Annotated in this window: 14 protein-coding genes and 1 pseudogene; 12 read left to right on the top strand and 3 right to left on the bottom strand. The window is 63.8% G+C overall.

What is annotated here, in order from left to right:
- The first annotated feature begins 5 nt into the window (after positions 1–5).
- Genes AMS67_RS00750 through AMS67_RS00735 form a run of 4 tightly spaced genes read left to right on the top strand, consistent with a single transcriptional unit; the run spans position 6 to position 4,005 of the window.
- Entirely contained in the window at positions 6–1,034 is a 1,029-nt protein-coding gene (locus AMS67_RS00750) for a FecCD family ABC transporter permease (RefSeq protein WP_053385663.1), read from the top strand.
- 51 nt (positions 1,035–1,085) lie between these two features.
- On the top strand, positions 1,086–1,898 hold the full coding sequence (locus AMS67_RS00745) for an ABC transporter ATP-binding protein (protein ID WP_053385662.1): 813 nt from the start codon (positions 1,086–1,088) through the stop codon (positions 1,896–1,898).
- The gene (locus AMS67_RS00740) at positions 1,895–3,175 is read left to right on the top strand and encodes an enterochelin esterase domain-containing protein (RefSeq protein ID WP_053385661.1); all 1,281 of its coding nucleotides are present in this window, start codon (positions 1,895–1,897) and stop codon (positions 3,173–3,175) included. Before AMS67_RS00745 ends, AMS67_RS00740 begins: the two co-directional genes overlap by 4 nt.
- Positions 3,172–4,005, top strand: coding sequence for an alpha/beta fold hydrolase (locus AMS67_RS00735; protein WP_053385660.1), 834 nt, complete (start codon positions 3,172–3,174; stop codon positions 4,003–4,005). Before AMS67_RS00740 ends, AMS67_RS00735 begins: the two co-directional genes overlap by 4 nt.
- Positions 4,006–4,038: 33 nt before the next feature.
- Here AMS67_RS00735 and AMS67_RS00730 read toward each other — a convergent pair.
- Both AMS67_RS00730 and AMS67_RS16710 read right to left on the bottom strand, forming a co-directional pair.
- A pseudogene (locus tag AMS67_RS00730) lies at positions 4,039–4,221 on the bottom strand (thiamine-binding protein); the annotation flags it as partial.
- A gap of 221 nt (positions 4,222–4,442) precedes the next feature.
- Positions 4,443–5,480, bottom strand: a complete 1,038-nt coding sequence (locus AMS67_RS16710; RefSeq protein WP_075201154.1) for a serine/threonine-protein kinase — start codon at positions 5,478–5,480, stop codon at positions 4,443–4,445.
- Positions 5,481–5,514: 34 nt separating this feature from the next.
- On the opposite strand from AMS67_RS16710, the gene AMS67_RS17195 reads away from it, so the two are divergent.
- From AMS67_RS17195 to AMS67_RS00710, 5 genes are all read left to right on the top strand, one after another.
- On the top strand, positions 5,515–5,988 hold the full coding sequence (locus AMS67_RS17195; RefSeq protein WP_156316475.1) for a hypothetical protein: 474 nt from the start codon (positions 5,515–5,517) through the stop codon (positions 5,986–5,988).
- A 58-nt stretch (positions 5,989–6,046) separates the two neighbouring features.
- The gene (locus tag AMS67_RS00725) at positions 6,047–6,451 is read left to right on the top strand and encodes a hypothetical protein (RefSeq protein ID WP_053385658.1); all 405 of its coding nucleotides are present in this window, start codon (positions 6,047–6,049) and stop codon (positions 6,449–6,451) included.
- Positions 6,452–7,026: 575 nt separating this feature from the next.
- Positions 7,027–8,091 carry a phosphotriesterase family protein gene (locus AMS67_RS00720; protein WP_053385657.1) on the top strand — a complete coding sequence of 355 codons (1,065 nt, stop codon included), beginning with the start codon at positions 7,027–7,029 and terminating at the stop codon, positions 8,089–8,091.
- 52 nt (positions 8,092–8,143) lie between these two features.
- Positions 8,144–9,097: a sugar ABC transporter substrate-binding protein gene (locus tag AMS67_RS00715; RefSeq protein ID WP_053385656.1), complete on the top strand. Its 954-nt coding sequence runs from the start codon at positions 8,144–8,146 to the stop codon at positions 9,095–9,097.
- 153 nt (positions 9,098–9,250) lie between these two features.
- Positions 9,251–10,009, top strand: a complete 759-nt coding sequence (locus tag AMS67_RS00710) for a sulfite exporter TauE/SafE family protein (protein ID WP_241487948.1) — start codon at positions 9,251–9,253, stop codon at positions 10,007–10,009.
- Positions 10,010–10,071: 62 nt separating this feature from the next.
- On the opposite strand, the gene AMS67_RS00705 is transcribed toward AMS67_RS00710, so the two are convergent.
- Positions 10,072–11,256, bottom strand: coding sequence for a Gfo/Idh/MocA family protein (locus AMS67_RS00705; RefSeq protein WP_053385655.1), 1,185 nt, complete (start codon positions 11,254–11,256; stop codon positions 10,072–10,074).
- Positions 11,257–11,490: 234 nt separating this feature from the next.
- Between AMS67_RS00705 and AMS67_RS00700 the strand changes: the two genes are divergently transcribed.
- The 3 genes from AMS67_RS00700 (at position 11,491) to trpB (ending at position 16,021) form a co-directional block, all read left to right on the top strand.
- A complete protein-coding gene (locus AMS67_RS00700; RefSeq protein ID WP_053385736.1) occupies positions 11,491–13,251 on the top strand; it encodes an IlvD/Edd family dehydratase in 1,761 nt (586 codons plus the stop codon).
- 116 nt (positions 13,252–13,367) lie between these two features.
- Entirely contained in the window at positions 13,368–14,825 is a 1,458-nt protein-coding gene (locus AMS67_RS00695) for an APC family permease (RefSeq protein WP_053385654.1), read from the top strand.
- Positions 14,826–14,833: 8 nt separating this feature from the next.
- Complete coding sequence (gene trpB, locus AMS67_RS00690; protein ID WP_053385653.1) at positions 14,834–16,021, top strand: tryptophan synthase subunit beta; 1,188 nt, start codon at positions 14,834–14,836, stop codon at positions 16,019–16,021.
- Positions 16,022–16,026: the final 5 nt, after the last annotated feature.

The raw sequence follows: 16,026 nt of genomic DNA, 5'->3' as shown, positions 1-16,026 counted from the left end.
CGGCGATGAGCAGCTGGCGCAGCCGCGGCGACTCCGTTTCGCTGCGGTGGCACCGACGCACCCTGCGGGTCACCATCGTGCTCGCACTGTGCCTGGTGCCGTTGGGCGTTGCCGTGATGATGACCGGCACCTTCACGGTCGATTGGGCCGCGTTCTGGGCGGCGGTCACCGGAGAGGGCGACGCCAAGGTGCTGCGCGTGCTCGAGGGCATTCGGCTGCCGCGGTACATCGGCGGAATCGTCGTCGGCGCGGCCCTCGGGCTGAGCGGCGCAGTCTTCCAGACCATCTCACGCAACCCGCTCGGCTCTCCCGACATCATCGGCTTCGTCACGGGTGCGGCCACCGGTGCGATCGTCGCCATCCTGGTCTTCGAAGCCCCCGCCCTGATGGTCTCGGCAGCCGCGGTCGTCTCCGGCGTCTTCACCGCGGTGATCGTCGCGCTCCTGACCGCGGGCCGTCGCGGCCAGGCGTCAGCCGGCGGATACCGCCTGATTCTCGTCGGCATCGGCGTCGGTGCGTTGCTGGCGGCCCTCAACGACCTCCTCCTCACCCGCAGCCAGCGCGACGACGCCATCGCGGCGCAGATCTGGCTCGTGGGCACGCTCAACGCCCGGGGGTGGGACGAGGTACTGCCCACGGTGATCGCGGTGGTCGTGCTGGTGCCGATCCTGCTCGTCTCACGACATGGGCTCGCGGCCCTTGAGCTCGGCGACGACATGGCCCGCCAGACCGGTGCCGCGGTCGGTGCGATCCGGTTGACCACCGTGGCAATCGCCGTCGCGCTGACGGCCTTCGCCACCGCCACAGCCGGCCCGATCTCGTTCGTCGCGCTGGCCGCACCGCAGCTCATCGCCCGAATCTCCCGCTCACCCTCCCTTCCGCTGCTCGGTTCCGCGGTCATGGGCGCCGTGCTGCTCGTCACCGCCGATCTGTTCTCGCAGTATCTGCCGTTCTCGCTCTCGGCCCCGGTCGGACTCGTCACCGGTGTGCTGGGCGGCGGGTACCTGCTGTGGATGCTCTCGCGAGGGCGCTAGGTGATCCGGATCGCCTCCCCTCTTCCTTCCCCTCCCGTGAAAGGCTGTCTCGTGTCTCCCACCCCCGCCGATTCCCGGCTCGTCGCCGATGCTCTCCGGCTCGCCTACGAGGGGCGAACGGTCGTCGATGAGCTTGAACTGACGATTCCCGATGGCGGTTTCACCGTGATCGTCGGGCCGAACGCCTGCGGCAAATCCACGCTGCTGCGTGCGCTCGCACGGCTGCTGAAACCCGAGCGCGGCGAGGTGCGTCTCGACGGCCGCCCGATCGAGAGCTATCGCGCCAAGGAGGCCGGGAGATTGCTCGCGCTGCTGCCGCAGCAGGTCGTTGCGCCCGATGGCATCGCCGTCGCCGACCTCGTTGCCCGCGGGCGTTTTCCGCATCAGAAGCTGCTGCGCCAGTGGTCGATCGACGATGAGCGAGCCGTCGACCGCGCCCTCGAGGTGACCGACGTCGACGAACTCGCCGACCGCAGCCTCGATGAGCTCTCGGGCGGCCAGCGGCAGCGCGTGCTGCTCGCCATGGTGCTGGCCCAAGAGACGGATCTGCTGCTGCTCGACGAGCCGACCACGTTTCTCGATCTCGCCCATCAGATCGAGGTACTCGAACTCGTCAGCGAACTGCACCGCGCGGGGCGCACCGTGGTCACCGTGCTGCACGACATCAATCAGGCTTGCCGATACGCCACGCACCTTGTGGCGATGCGCGATGGTGCGATCGTCGCCGAGGGGCCGCCCGCCGAGCTCATGACCGAGGAACTCATCGAGCGGGTGTTCGGGTTGCGGGCCTCGGTCGTCGGCGATCCCATCACCGGCACGCCCATGGTGGTGCCCCTCGCCGGCCGATCGGCGCTGGTCGCATGAACGTGCGTACAGAGGGCATGCCGCCCACCCGTGCTCAATCGGCGATCTGGCGACGGGTGCTCGCCGGCGAGTCTCCGGATCTCGTCTCACCGGTGTGGTCGGCCTTCGGCGAACGCGTCGAGCTCAACGGCGAGGCCCACCGCGAGGTCGTCTTCGTAGCCGAAGCCGAGCAGGCGGGCGATCGGGTAATGATCCACCTGAACGGCACGACCGACGCCCACCGCACCGACATTCGGCCGGCGGTGCTCGACGCGGTGCCCGACAGCTCCGTACGCGTGATCGACTACCTGCTGCCCGAAGATCTCATCGCGAGCTACCGCTTCGTGTCGCTCCCCGCCGCTGAGCTGCCCGACGACGCGGGCGCGACGCGAGCGGGATGGCTGCGCGTGCACGACGCGGGTGCGCCGGATCCCCGAAACCCGCGCCGGCTGCCCAATCCGCTCGGGCGCTGGTCGTCGGTGCTGATCGCCCCCGGCGCCGTCGAGCACCCGGCGTGGCGGCCTGCGGCGATGCGGACCGCAGGCTCGGAGCCCTTCAGCTCTCTGGAAGAAACGTCGCTGCCGCTCGGCGGGGAGTTCGCGGATCGCGTCGCGACGCTGCTCATTCGCCCAAGCTCCGACGACTCCGCTGCGCGCCTGCTCGTACTCTTCGACGGCGAGAACTGGGAGCGCGTCGGCATTCGTGAGGCGCTCGCCCACTCTGCTGGAGCGGTCGCCCCCAGTGCCATGGTGCTGGTGCCCTCGGGCTCCCTCGAGCAGCGCTCGGCGGTACTGCCGCATCCGGATCGCGTTGCCGACCTGCTCTCAGCCGTACTGGCCGCGCTGCGCACCCACGCTGCCGCTGCTGACACTCCGCGGATCCTCGCGGTTCCCACCCCCGATCGCATCGTCGTCGCGGGCCAGAGCTACGGCGGGTTGGCTGCAGCCGCGATCGTCGCGCTGCGGCCGGACCTGGCGACGACAGCTGTCGTGCAGTCGGGGTCGTTCCATTTCCGCGCGAGCGAAGCACCGCGACCACCGGCGGGAGAGACCGGAGATCTCGTCGACCAGGTGAGCAAGCTCGCCGGCACGAACGCACTGTCAGGTCGCCGCTTCCTCGTGCAGTCGGGCACCGAAGAGACCGGCATGACCGAATCTGCGGCGCACTTCGCCGAAGCGGCTCGCGACGCGGGCGCGCAGATCGACTGGCGCGTCTATGCGGGTGGCCACGATTACGCGTGGTGGCGCACCGGGCTCTTCGACGCTCTGGATGCGCTCACCGGCGGGAGCGCCTCGTGACGCATCCCCGTCTCTCTCCGCATCGCATCGCCGCAGACGGAGCCGACCTCGCTGCCTGGCACCGCGAGGGCAGCGACCCGAAGCTGTGGATGGCGATGGTGCACGGCGCAGGAGTCGACCACCGCGAGTTTCTCCCGATGATGGACCGGATCGATGCGGCGTGGAACATTGTGCTGTTCGATATGCGCGGCCACGGTGCGTCACGGCTCCATGACGGGGCGGTCGCCACCATCGACACGGTGATCGACGACCTTGCGGTGATCCTCACGTACGCAGACCAGCACTTGCGGACTGACGGAGGCACCTGGCTGCTCGTCGGCCATTCGTTCGGTGGCAACGTCGCCCAGGAGTTGAGCCACTTGCACTCTGACCGGGTGCATGCGCTCGTGACGATCGGCAGCCCCGGCCAGCACCGCACCCTGCGGCGAGGCGAACTCTCGGCCATGCGGTTCGCCGGGCATCTCTATCGAGTGGTGCCGTGGCCGCTCTTCGCGCGTTTCGGGGGCTCGTGGTCGAGTCACGACCCCGACACCCGCGCGTACGTGCGGGAGTGCCTCATCGCGACGGGCCGCACCACCTACCTGCAGCTCGGCCTCAGCGGTTTCGAGAGCGTGCACGCGCCCCCGCCGTCAGACCTGCCGACCCTGCACATTCGGGGTGAACTCGACATGCCGCAAGCGCTCGATGCGATCTTCGACGAGGTGGTTCGGGCGAACCCTGCGGCTGCGCGCGCGATCATTCCGGCCGTCGGGCACCAGCCGATGCAAGACGCACCCGACGCCCTGGCGCTCGAGCTCAATCGGTTCTTGCGAGGCTTCGGCAGCGCTTGAGCGGTCAGCGGGAGGCAGCTTCGGTCGCGGCACTCATCCCTCGATAGCCGCTTCCAGCCGCTCCAGCTTCCCGTCGAGCTCGCCCGCGAACCCGGGGCGAATGTCGGCCTTCATCACGAGCGACACCCGCAAGCCGAAGGGCAGCACGGCCTCCGTCGCGCGCTTCACGACGTCGAAGACCTCGTCCCACTCGCCCTCGATCTCGGTGAACATCGATATGTTGGGACAGGACAATCGTTCGCTTCCACGCCTCAACCAACATGCAACTTCAAAGCACATCGGACTCTTTTAGACGGCATAAGGGTGGCCAACCATGCCGTGGCGCGCCCCACGGCGACCTGTCGAGTCAAAATAAGCGCAACCAACTCTAAACGTTTGGGACATGAGACAACGTTGAAGGGTTTGACGCGTCATCACATAGGTTGACGGACGTCTCCCTAAAGGGCGCGAAAGATCGCCCGGAGTCGCTGGCCGAAGTCTCTCCTCTTGCACTCGACCGAGTGCTCCTTGATTCGCCGCCCGGAACCCGTGTAGTGAACTTCGACGCATATCGTGTTTGTTCTTATTGACCTTTCCGAGCAAACCGAGATGTCTGGCGATGAACGACGCTGTCCAACAAAACAATCGAGATGCGATTCGTGCGCGGAAATCCGCGTCCAGATTCGCTGGGGGACCCTATAAGATCCCAGTGCGGCATCGAATTCTGCTGGCGATGCATATCTATCTTTCGGGTCAAAGGCAGTTGCGCGATTAATGACATCTCTCAGCCCGCGTGGGAGGTGCGGTGCATGGATCCAAACGTCTTCTGCAGTAAACGACATCAGCCGCGAGTACGAATCCTTCGGCACCGCCGGCTTGCCAGCGAGTAGCCAATAGACGGTCGCAGCAAGACTAAAAACGTCACTAGCGGCAGAGTATGACCTCGGCTCTCGGACTTTCGCCATCGCCGCCGCAACTTCGGGTGCCATCGTATGTACTGAACCTGCTGCGAGAACGAATCCTTCATTATCAACAAGTTGCGCCAATCCGAGGTCGCCCACCAAAGCGTTTTGCCGGTCATCAAGGAAGATGTTTTCAGGCTTAATGTCACAGTGCAGAAGCCCTAGATCGTGGAGGCGAGCGACCCCCTGAGCCGATTGCCGCCCCCATTTCACACCATCAGATATAGGAACACCCAAGCCTGGAACGATCCGGTCTGCAAGTGTCCCGTGAGTCGCGAGCGCCGTCACGATATAGGGCCGCCCAGACGCGAGATCAGCGTTCAGCACGGGAAGTAGGTGCTCCCCCGACGCTTTCTGCAGAATCTGAGCTTCTCGCCATATACCGAAGGGCTCTTCGCCGATTAGTTTAAGCGCGGCTTCCACATTCATGAATGAATCGCGAACTCGATAGACCTCACCGTATGCCCCCGCCCCTAGCGCTGCGAGAACTTCATATCGATCCGCTATGTAAACGCGCTCGGGAATTGATGACACGGATTCATCCTAGAGATAATCGAGTATGAGAGTTATGGGGCTAGCAACGCGCGTCTCCAACCAGAAGGCGACTATTGCCGTGGTAGTCCTTTCGGTTGAAAAGGCAGATCCCGCAGTAGTTGAAATTGAGACAACCTTCGAGATTCACACTGGAGACTCGGATTTGGCAGAAAAATTAGGCGACTCGTGCAAAAACATTGTCGGTCGAGTGCGCACCCTGGAACCAGAAATTGCAGTCATTAGACGCGCGGATAGAACGCAGAAAGCGTCAAATCAAGAAGGGCCCCGCTTCCGCCTGCTCATCGAGGGCGCAGTAACAGGCGGCATTCAACAGGTTATTCCAACTACGAAAATTTTGACCGGCAAAGAGTGCGGCCTCTTTTGCAGCAAGTCGAAAGCCGAACTCGACCTCGCTGCATCCGCACTCGTCCCAAAGAAATACATTGAAGCTGCAGCCGCCGCTCTGACGGCAGTTGCGGTTCATGCGAGAGAAAACGCATTCGAGTAAATCGGCTTTACCATGCGAAATGGTTTGACCAATGTTAGCAATCGAAGATAATCACTGTATGGCCGGTCAGCTCAGCCTCCTCGAATCAGTTTGCAAGGCTCAGACTGCGAATAGCATGCTCCGTGGGCAAGCTTTGAACGATGCTGCGTGCGCGCTTGCTGACTTCGCTTCTCACGGCAACTGGCACTTACTTGCGGTGGATTTCGCGGCCGAAAGAATCATTGGCTCAGCCGTGACCATCGATCCGTACCTCTTGCTCGTCGACCGCACGCGTCGTTTTGATGGCTGCAAGGTTCTCCTTGTCGCTGCTCACTCGGCTGGTGAAGTAGGTATAAATATTAGCTTCAGACACGCAATGGAAAAGGGCGCAGCCCTCGTTGAGGTTGCGCGATTCGACACTTTTTCATCGTGTTTCGTCTTACCGGACGCTAGCCAGCCACGTGCCCTGGATTTCTATCAATGACACAACCATTGCAATAGCGACGAGTTCACTCTCTTAGATTCACAAGTTAGGAAGTTCCCAAAGAAGGCACTGTCTACGAGGCGGAGCGCAATTTCGGGACAACATCAAGTCTCGACCCCCTCATTGGAAACATTCCTTGGCCCTCCTCCACGATTACTTGAGCGTGAGCGTCACCGGTCAAGCCTCAGGGCTATGCTATGCCTACCGTTGATAGCGGAGGCAACGCCTCCGCAAGGATTCGCCGAGTTCCTCGATCGCAGCTTTCAACCGCTCCAGCTTCCCGTCGAGCTCGCCCTCGATCTCGGCGAACATCGATCGATTCGAATGACGGTGTCACGCCAACGACGCGAGATTCCTTCAACCGCATTCCTTTGTCTCGATCTGGCACAGTGACACCGCGCCTGCGCATGATGGCCTCGTAGTGCGCCTGTATGGGTAACGATGACGTCCCTGCGCGGACCCAGTTGGTCCGCGTGGAATCGCAGCACCGCACTCCTCCGTTCATCATTGCCGGTGCACCGCGCGTCACGTCGCGCAGCATCCGCTCCGCGACGGCCAGAGCGAGAGGACACTGCATGGCCCCGCATTCAACAGACCGCACAGGCAAGATCCAAACCGTGACCGGGGTGATCGATCCCGAAGATCTCGGCATCACCCACATCCACGAACACATCATCTTCGACCAGTCGGAGGTGTACTACGAGCCTCACCCCGATTTCGCCGAACTCGGAGAAGCGCCGCTCACCCTGCAGAATCGGTGGTTATTCGAACGCAATCCGTTCAATAACCGCGACAATCTCCGCTTCACCGACGTTCCGCTCGCAGCGACCGAGGTGCAGCGGTTCGGAGCAGCCGGCGGCGGCGCACTCCTCGAGCTCAGCAGCACCGGCATGCGCGGCAACCCTGCCCGACTCAGAGAGGTCAGCGAGCAGAGCGGCGTCACGATCGTCGCCGGCACCGGGTGGTATACCCGCCAAGCACACGGCGTCGATCTGAGTGCACGATCGCTCGACGAGCTCGCAGGTGAGCTGATCGCGGCCACGGAAACTGGAATCGGCGACACTGACGTGCGCACCGGGTGCTTTGGTGAGATCGGGCTTTCGGCGCCCATCGAGGCCGACGAACTCCGTTCGCTCGAGGCGACGATCATCGCCCAGCAGCACACCGGCCTCGGCATGAGTATCCATCCCGGCATGGGCGACGGGGCGCTCTTCGAAATACTCGATTTCCTCTCGGCGCACCGCGTCGATCCGAAGCGCGTGGTCATCGGACATCTCGACTGCTTCGGGTTCTCTGATGCTGCGATTGACCGCGTAGCTGACGAGGGCTACTTCATGGCCTGGGACAACTTCGGATCCACCCATTTCATGCCGACGCAGCGCCTCGCGAATCCACTCATGCATGCCAGCGATGGCGAGCGCCTCCGCGTGCTGCAGCGCTACGTCGAGCGCGGGCACGTCGACCAGATCACCGTGGGTCAAGATCTGTCGTGCAAGCACGACCTGATGACGTTCGGCGGCGGCGGATACTCCCACATCGTCACGAACGTCGTTCCGATGATGCGCACGCTCGGTTTCTCAGACGCCGACATCGCGGCAATTACGGTGGCGAACCCGCGCAATTTCCTCACCATCCAGTAACTCGCTGGCGCATGTGCCCCAGCACCATCACGAACACACGAAAGGCCACATCATGAAGCATCGCAGTGTCGCAATCTTCACGGCTCTGAGCTGTGCACTCCTGCTCGGCGGGTGCAGTGCATCAGCGTCAGACGATTCAGGGTCGGGGTCCGATGGCATTCGCATCGGGTACGCCGCAATGACGACGAAGGAGGAGTTCACCTCGACCATCATCAACACGCTCGAAGATGAGGCTCCCGCATTCGGAGCAAGCGTCACCGCCCTCGATTCACGCATGGATACCTCCTTCGAGCTCAGCAACATCGAGGACCTCATCACCCAACAGGTAGACGCGATCATCATGCAACCGATTGACGGCAAAGCGAGCCAGTCAGCGGCAAAGCGCGTCACCGAGGCCGGCATTCCGCTGTTCATCATTTCGACCGAGTTCGCCGAGGGAGCCAGCGTCGAATACGCATCACACATCGGCGTCGACGACACCGATGCCGGGAGGTTGCAAGGTGAATACCTCAACGAGCGATTGCCCGATGGTGGAAATGTCGTACTGATCGCCGGCACCAACGGTGCATCCTGGACCGACCGCCGGGTCTCCGGCTTCGAAGACGCGATCAATCCGAACATCACGGTGGTCGCCGAATTCCAGGGCAATGGCAACCGGGATGAAGCGAAACGTGGGATGGAAGATGCGCTGCAGCGCTACTCAGAACCCGGTTCCATCGACGCCGTCGTGGCCAACAACGACGAAATGGCTGTTGGAGCCGCTCTCGCCATCGCCGAGGTGGGGCGCACCGCCGAATTCGCTGCGATCGTGGGTGTCGACGGCACCGCAGCCGCGCTCGATCTGATCAGCGACGGGAAGATGACCGCGACGGTCAAGCAAGACCCCCGGGCCCAAGCCGAAGAGGCGCTCTCGGTCATCACGGCGTTCGTCGCCGGCGACACCGTCGATGAACGATACGCGCTGCCTTTCACCTTGATCACGTCGGAGAACGTGGACGACGAGTGAGATCGTGTCGGCCCGGTCACTGCGACCGGGCCGAAACGTCTCGCGTCCCAAATCGGGACGCTCAGCGGTCAACGTCGCTTTCTATGCTGTCGAGATCCAGGAGAGGCAGTCTGTCACGCGATTGCGATCTCTCGTTGCTCGAGGGGACGCCACGTGTTTTCATTGCAGCTCTCAGTTCCTTCACTCGACACGCTCGGCTGGTGCCTGCTTGCGATTGCAGCCGCCATGGTCGGATTTTCCAAGACCGCGCTGCCGGGTGGAAGCACGCTGTCGGTCGCGCTCTTCGCACTCGTATTCCCCGCTCGCGAGTCAACCGGCGCGCTTCTGCCGCTGCTCTTGATCGGCGACATCGTCGCGGTCTGGGCCTACCGTCGCGACGCGGATTGGCGGGTACTGCTGCGTCTCGCTCCAACTGTCGCCGCTGGCATGCTCGTCGGAGTCGCGGCACTGGTCTGGTTCAATGACGGAGTAATCCGGCAGGTCATCGGCGCAATTCTGCTGGCTTTGGTCGTGATGACGGTCGTACAGCGACGTTACCCCCGCCCCGCTTTCGCCCGTGGCGTCGGACTACGCATCGGCTACGGCGGACTCAGTGGGTTCACCACCATGGTCGCCAACGCGGGCGGCCCAGTCATGTCGCTGTACCTGATTACCGCGAACTTCTCGGTGCGTTCGTTTCTCGGCACCGCAGCGTGGTTCTTCGCGCTCGTCAACATCGCAAAGCTCCCGTTTTCGATCGGGCTCGGGCTCATCGCGGCCCCGAGTTTACTCTTCGATCTCGCACTCGCGCCCGTGGTGATTATCGGAGGGGTCGCGGGGCGCATCGTCGCAAGCCGACTACCGCTCGGGGTGTTTCAGCACGCCGTAATGGTGATGACCGTGCTGTGTGCACTCTTTCTGCTTGTCGCGTGAGCGAGCCGCCTCGACCTCTGCGGGGGTGGCTCGCTCACGCGACCAGCACCATCGTTTCGGCGTCAGCGGTCGTAGGTGGTGCCGCCGTCGATCTCCGGAATCGTGACCCACGCACCCGACTCCGCGCTGCGCACCGAGGCGTCGACGAGTTCCGACGCCGACCATCCGTCTGCGACCGAAGGCGCCAGCTGCTCGTTCTCGATCACCGATCGGATGAACAGCGCGGCTTCGATCGTCTTGAGATCGTTGAATCCGATGCCCGGGCCCGCGTTCGGCTGGAATCGGCCGAACTCGCCGAAGCTCGTATCCGTCAGTACGGTCTGGTACCCGCGCAAGTCTGTCGCAACCTCGAGCTGATTCATGCGCTCGAAGTTCCAGCGGATCGAACCCTGCGTGCCGTAGACCTCCAAAATGTACTCGGCGTGGGGGCCGATGCCGACGCGCGTCGACTCGAAGTACCCCACGGCCCCGTTCTCAAATCTCGCCAGCGCTGCGGCATAATCCTCGTTCTCCACGTCGCGCAGCGTCGTGGAGGCCTCGCCCTTCGCGAAGCTGTTTGACGAGTTGCCTGCCGGGAGCGGGCGCTGCGGGATGAAGGTCTCGGTGATCGCGTTCAGCGACTCCACGCGGCCGACGACGAACTGTGCGAGGTCGAAGCCGTGAGAGAGCACGTCGCCCAGCACACCCGTGCCGGCACGCTCTTTCTCGTACCTCCAGGTGAAGACCTGCTGTGGGTCAGACGCGTAGCTCGTGAGCAGTCGCATCTGCACGTTCGTGATCGTGCCGAGTTCCCCGCTCCGCACGAGCCGGCGGGCTTCAGCCACCGCCGGCGCATGGCGGTAATTGAATCCGACCGCTGTAATCAGGCCAGCTGCCGCCGCGCCCTGCGCGATCTCACGCGACTGCGTTGCGCTGATGCCCATCGGCTTCTCGATCCAGAACGGCTTGCCCGCTGCGATCGCCGCGAGAGCGATCTCGTGGTGCAAGAAGTTCGGTGCGCAGATCGAGACAACGTCGACGTCGGGGTGCGCCAGCAGCTCGTGGTAGTCAGCCGTGGTCTCTCGGAACCCGAGCGCCTCGGCAGCGTGTTCGCGGCCTGACGCATCGGGATCCGCCGCAATCACCAACTCGGGGTGGCGTTCAAGCTCAGGGAAGAACTGGCGCGTCGCCAGGTACGCCCGCGCATGGAGGCGTCCCATCCATCCCACCGAAATCAGCCCGACGCCAATGCGCTCACTGCTCACCATTACGACTCCTTCGTCTTCCTGCGATGTTTCGACGTCGGTTCGTTGACGCCTGCGCCAGGTTACGTCTGGCCTCGAGGTGCACGGCTGTCTCAATCTGGAACAGGTCCCGATGCTCACCGATTGCTGTACTGGGGTGCAATCGGCGACGCAGTGCTGACAATGGAGTTCGAACCCGATGTCGACTCCACCGAGGCATTCGTCTTCTCACCCGAACGAGAAGGAATGAACACCAGAATGGAAGACTCACCCCAGGCCGACCTCCGCAGCGCGCGCTGGTTCGCCCCGCACGATCTCACCGGCTTTGTGCACCGCACCGCGATCCAAGCGGAGGGATTCTCGGGCTTCGCGATCAAGGATCGCCCCGTGATCGGCATCGCGAACTCCTGGTCGGAACTCGTCAATTGCAATATCCACTTCAAGCTCCTGGCCGACTCGGTGAAGCGCGGCGTGTTGATGGCGGGAGGGCTGCCGCTCGAATTCCCGACCATCTCGCTCGGCGAGAGCCTCATGAAGCCCTCCGCAATGCAGTTCCGCAACCTCATGGCGATGGACGTCGAAGAATCGATTCGTGCGTACCCGCTGGATGCGATCGTGCTGCTCGGCGGCTGCGACAAGACAGTGCCCGCTCAGCTCATGGGTGCGGCGAGCGCCGACATTCCCACCATCATGCTGACCGGCGGACCGCAGGAGCCCGCGGTCTTCCGCGGCAAGCAGCTCGGCGTCGGCACTGATACCTGGAAGTACGCCGATGAGCTGCGCGCTGGTCGCATGACGCAGGCCGACTTCGACGAGTTGGAGGCGTCGGCAAAACCGACTGCGGGTCACTGCAGCGAGATGGGCACCGCATCGACGATGACATCGATCACCGAGGCACTCGGCATGTGCTTGCCATCGACGGCAGCGATCCCCGCCGTGCACGCCCGGCGGGCGCAAGCGGCAGAGGCGACCGGCCGACGTGCCGTCGAGATGGCGCTCACCGGCGGGCCGACTCCGCGCGAGATCCTCACCCCCGATGCGTTCGACAACGCGATTACCCTGCTCATGGCGGTCGGAGGTTCCACCAACGCAGTGCTGCACTTGCTCGCCCTCGCACGCCGAGTCGGGTACGAGCTTGATCTCGACCGCTTCCACCAGATCTCGGAGCGCACGCCGCGCATCGTGAACGTGCGGCCGTCTGGCGAATACCTCGTGCAGCAGCTCTTCAATGCCGGCGGCATCGGCGCGGTACTGAAGGAACTGTCACCGTTGCTGAAGGGCGACGCCATTACCGTGACTGGTGAATCACTCGCGGCCGGGTTCGCGAACGCGCCCGAGCCCGACGGCGAGGTGATCTCGAAACTCGAGACTCCATTCGACGCCTCCGGAGGTATCGCGGTCGTGCGTGGATCATTGGCGCCGAAGGGCGCGGTGATCAAGCGCAGTGCGGCGAGCCCTGAACTGCTCACGCATCGCGGGCCCGCGGTCGTCTTCGATGACATGACCGACCTCGGTCGACGCATCGATGACCCCGATCTCGACATCACCGAGGATTCGGTGCTGGTGCTGCGCAATTGCGGCCCGGCCGGCGCACCGGGTATGCCCGAGTGGGGCATGCTCCCCATCCCGGAAAAGCTCTTGAAGCGTGGCATTCGCGACGTTGTGCGCATCTCGGACGCTCGCATGAGCGGCACCGCCTTCGGCACTACGATCCTGCATGTTTCGCCCGAGGCGGCGGCAGGAGGCCCTCTGGCTGTGGTGCGCGATGGCGACCCGATCGTGCTCGACGTCTCCACCCAACGCTTGGATCTCGACATTCCGGCGGATGAACTGGCACGGCGCCTTGCCGAAGTCGAGCTGCCGCCCCGCAAGTACAACCGTGGCTACGGGCGTCTCTTCGTCGACCACGTGACACAGGCCGATGAGGGCTGCGACTTTGACTTCTTGCACGCCATTCCCGATGAAGAGCCGCAGCGACTGCCCTACGGTCTCTTCACCGGTTGGCAGGGCGGCTGGTGATCCGCCCCTGCTGAGGCCGCGCGCCTCAGCCCTCTCCACAGCATTTCTCCTCCTGGCGCACCGCATCCGCGTGCGGTGCGCCAGGTCTTCAATGACGACGACAGCGAGTGAATCTCATGGCAACACAGCAGCAGGCGGTCGAACCCCCGCTCGACACCACCACCATCAATCGACTTCAGGGCAATATGGGCGTGGGAACCCTCGCCATGAGCGTGCTCGCGTTCTCATCCCCCCTGGCGACCGTCGCCGGCACCATGCCGGTGCTCCTCATGTTCGGCGGCAACACCGCTCCGGCGATCTACCTCATCATGACGGCGATGCTGCTCATCTTCTCGGTCGGTTTCGTACTGATGAGTCGCCGCATCGAGAACCCCGGCGGTTTCTACTCGTTCGTCACTGCTGGGCTCGGCAAGGCGGCTGGACTCGGCGGTGCATTCCTCGCGCTGGTCGGATACCTCTTCATCGGCTACTTCGCCCCCGTATTCTTCGCTGTCACCATGAGCGGCTTCGTCGTGCACACGCTCGGCGGCCCCGACATTCCCTGGTACTGGTACGCACTCGCGATCATTGTGCTGACGACATTCTTTGCTTACAACCGCATCGACCTGTCGGCGAAAGTGCTGACCATTGTGATGGTGCTCGAGGTGCTCATCATCGTCGTGTACGACGTCGCCGCGTTCGCGCACAATGTGACGAGCGGTGCCGACTTCTCGGTATCTCTGCCGCGCCCCAGCGACGCGACGTTTGGTCTCGCGCTGCTCTTCGCCATCGGCAACTTCTTCGGATTCGAAGCCACCGTGATCTACCGTGAAGAAGTGAAGGATCCTGCCCGCACCATCCCACGCGCCACGTATCTCTCCGTGCTCGGCATCGGTCTCTTCTACGCGGCCACCGCCGCCGCCTACGTGGCGTTCTTCGGCACCGACGGCGTGCAGACCGCCGCGACGACTGACACGGCGAACCTGTTCCACAACTCGATCGTGCTGCTGCTCGGCAAGATCTTCGCCGACGTCATGACGATCCTGCTCATCACCTCGACACTCGCCTGCATGCTGTCGATTCAGAACATCGCAGCCCGATATGGCTTCTCCCTTGCACGGGATCATGCGCTGCCGCGTGCGCTCGGCCACGTGCACCCGAAGCACAATTCGCCGTACCTGTCGGCACTCGCGGTGGGCGTCGTCTGGGCGCTCGCGACGATACTGTTCGCGGCGCTCAGCCTGCCTCCCGAGCAGCTCTACGTTGTGGCCAGCGGGAGCGGCACGTTCTCGGTGCTGCTGCTGATGTTCATCGCGAGCGCCGCCGTGTTCGTCTACTTTCTGCGCAAGCGGCGCAGCGCCCCTGAATCGGTGTGGAAGTCGCTGGTCGCTCCGGCCATCAGCGCCGTGTTCCTGGGAGTCGTGACCGTGGTCGCGATCGCGAACTTCCCCGAGCTGGTCGGCGGCTCCGGGGCTATCACCGTGATCTTCATGGGGCTGACGTTCGCATTGTTCATCGGTGGCTTCCTCTACGCACGCGTGCTGCGCACGCGTCGACCAGACATCTACGCGCGCCTCGGGCGCCAGAAGTACTAGGCGGAGCGATGCTCCAGGGAACCGTTGGGCCGCAATTTGGCCCCTACGGCGGGCGGTACATTGCCGAGTCACTCGTGACTGCGGTCGATGCCCTCGCCGAAGCGTATGCGTCCGCGCGCAAAGACGCCGACTTTCAACAGCGACTCTCCGATCTTCTGCTCAACTACTCCGGTCGGTCGACGCCACTCACAGAGGCCGCGCGACTCTCCGAGCACCTCGGGGGCGCGACGCTCTTGCTGAAGCGCGAAGATCTCAACCACACCGGAAGCCACAAGATCAATAACGCGCTCGGTCAGGTGCTGCTCGCGCAACGTCAGGGCAAGAGCCGGGTGATCGCGGAGACCGGTGCCGGGCAGCACGGAGTCGCGACCGCGACCGCCGCAGCACTGCTCGGTGTCGAATGCGTCGTGTACATGGGCGCAGTCGACGTTGAACGACAGGCGCTGAACGTCTCGCGCATGCGACTACTCGGCGCCACAGTCATACCGGTGGGCACCGGAACCGCGACGCTACGAGATGCGATCAACGAGGCGTACCGCGACTGGGTGGCGACGGCAGACCACACGAACTACGTGTTCGGCACCGCCGCGGGCCCACACCCGTTTCCGATGATGGTGCGGGATTTTCAACGCGTCATCGGCGACGAGACCCGAGCGCAAGCACTCGCTCACCGAGGCCGCCTCCCCGATGCTGTCGTCTCGTGCGTCGGCGGCGGCTCCAACTCGATCGGCATGTTCGAGGCGTTTCTCGACGATGCCGACGTCGCCCTCTTCGGGTTCGAGGCGGCCGGCGAGGGCGTGGATACGCCGCGTCACGCCGCTACGCTCACGCGTGGGCGGCCGGGAGTTCTGCACGGAGCCCGTTCCTACTTGTTGCAGGACGAGGATGGGCAGACGCTCGACTCGCACTCGATCTCTGCCGGCCTCGACTACCCCGGGGTCGGTCCGGCGCACGCGTGGCTCCACGACAACGGCCGCGTCTCCTACGGCCCGGTCACCGATGCGGAGGCCATGGATGCCCTCCGGCTGCTCAGTCGCACCGAGGGCATCATTCCAGCAATCGAATCCGCGCACGCCGTCGCCGGGGCGATCTCACTGGCACGTGATCTCGGGCCTGGCCATGACCTCGTCGTGTGCCTCTCAGGCCGCGGCGACAAAGACATGCAAACCGTGAAAGACTGGTTCGCTCTTGCGTGAGTCTG

Source organism: Leucobacter japonicus (assembly GCF_001273855.1).
Taxonomy (GTDB): Bacteria; Actinomycetota; Actinomycetes; order Actinomycetales; family Microbacteriaceae; genus Leucobacter; species Leucobacter japonicus.
This window is presented reverse-complemented; position numbering and strand designations above follow the sequence as displayed.

Bases quoted from the DNA above. Each gene is read 5' to 3' on its own strand.
- AMS67_RS00750 (WP_053385663.1), top strand. From the start codon at position 6: ATGAGCAGCTGGCGCAGCCGCGGCGACTCCGTTTCGCTGCGGTGGCAC.
- AMS67_RS00740 (WP_053385661.1), top strand. From the start codon at position 1,895: ATGAACGTGCGTACAGAGGGCATGCCGCCCACCCGTGCTCAATCGGCG.
- AMS67_RS17195 (WP_156316475.1), top strand. From the start codon at position 5,515: ATGGGGCTAGCAACGCGCGTCTCCAACCAGAAGGCGACTATTGCCGTG.
- AMS67_RS00725 (WP_053385658.1), top strand. From the start codon at position 6,047: ATGGCCGGTCAGCTCAGCCTCCTCGAATCAGTTTGCAAGGCTCAGACT.
- AMS67_RS00720 (WP_053385657.1), top strand. From the start codon at position 7,027: ATGGCCCCGCATTCAACAGACCGCACAGGCAAGATCCAAACCGTGACC.
- AMS67_RS00715 (WP_053385656.1), top strand. From the start codon at position 8,144: ATGAAGCATCGCAGTGTCGCAATCTTCACGGCTCTGAGCTGTGCACTC.
- AMS67_RS00705 (WP_053385655.1), bottom strand. From the start codon at position 11,256: ATGGTGAGCAGTGAGCGCATTGGCGTCGGGCTGATTTCGGTGGGATGG.
- AMS67_RS00700 (WP_053385736.1), top strand. From the start codon at position 11,491: ATGGAAGACTCACCCCAGGCCGACCTCCGCAGCGCGCGCTGGTTCGCC.
- AMS67_RS00695 (WP_053385654.1), top strand. From the start codon at position 13,368: ATGGCAACACAGCAGCAGGCGGTCGAACCCCCGCTCGACACCACCACC.
- trpB (WP_053385653.1), top strand. From the start codon at position 14,834: ATGCTCCAGGGAACCGTTGGGCCGCAATTTGGCCCCTACGGCGGGCGG.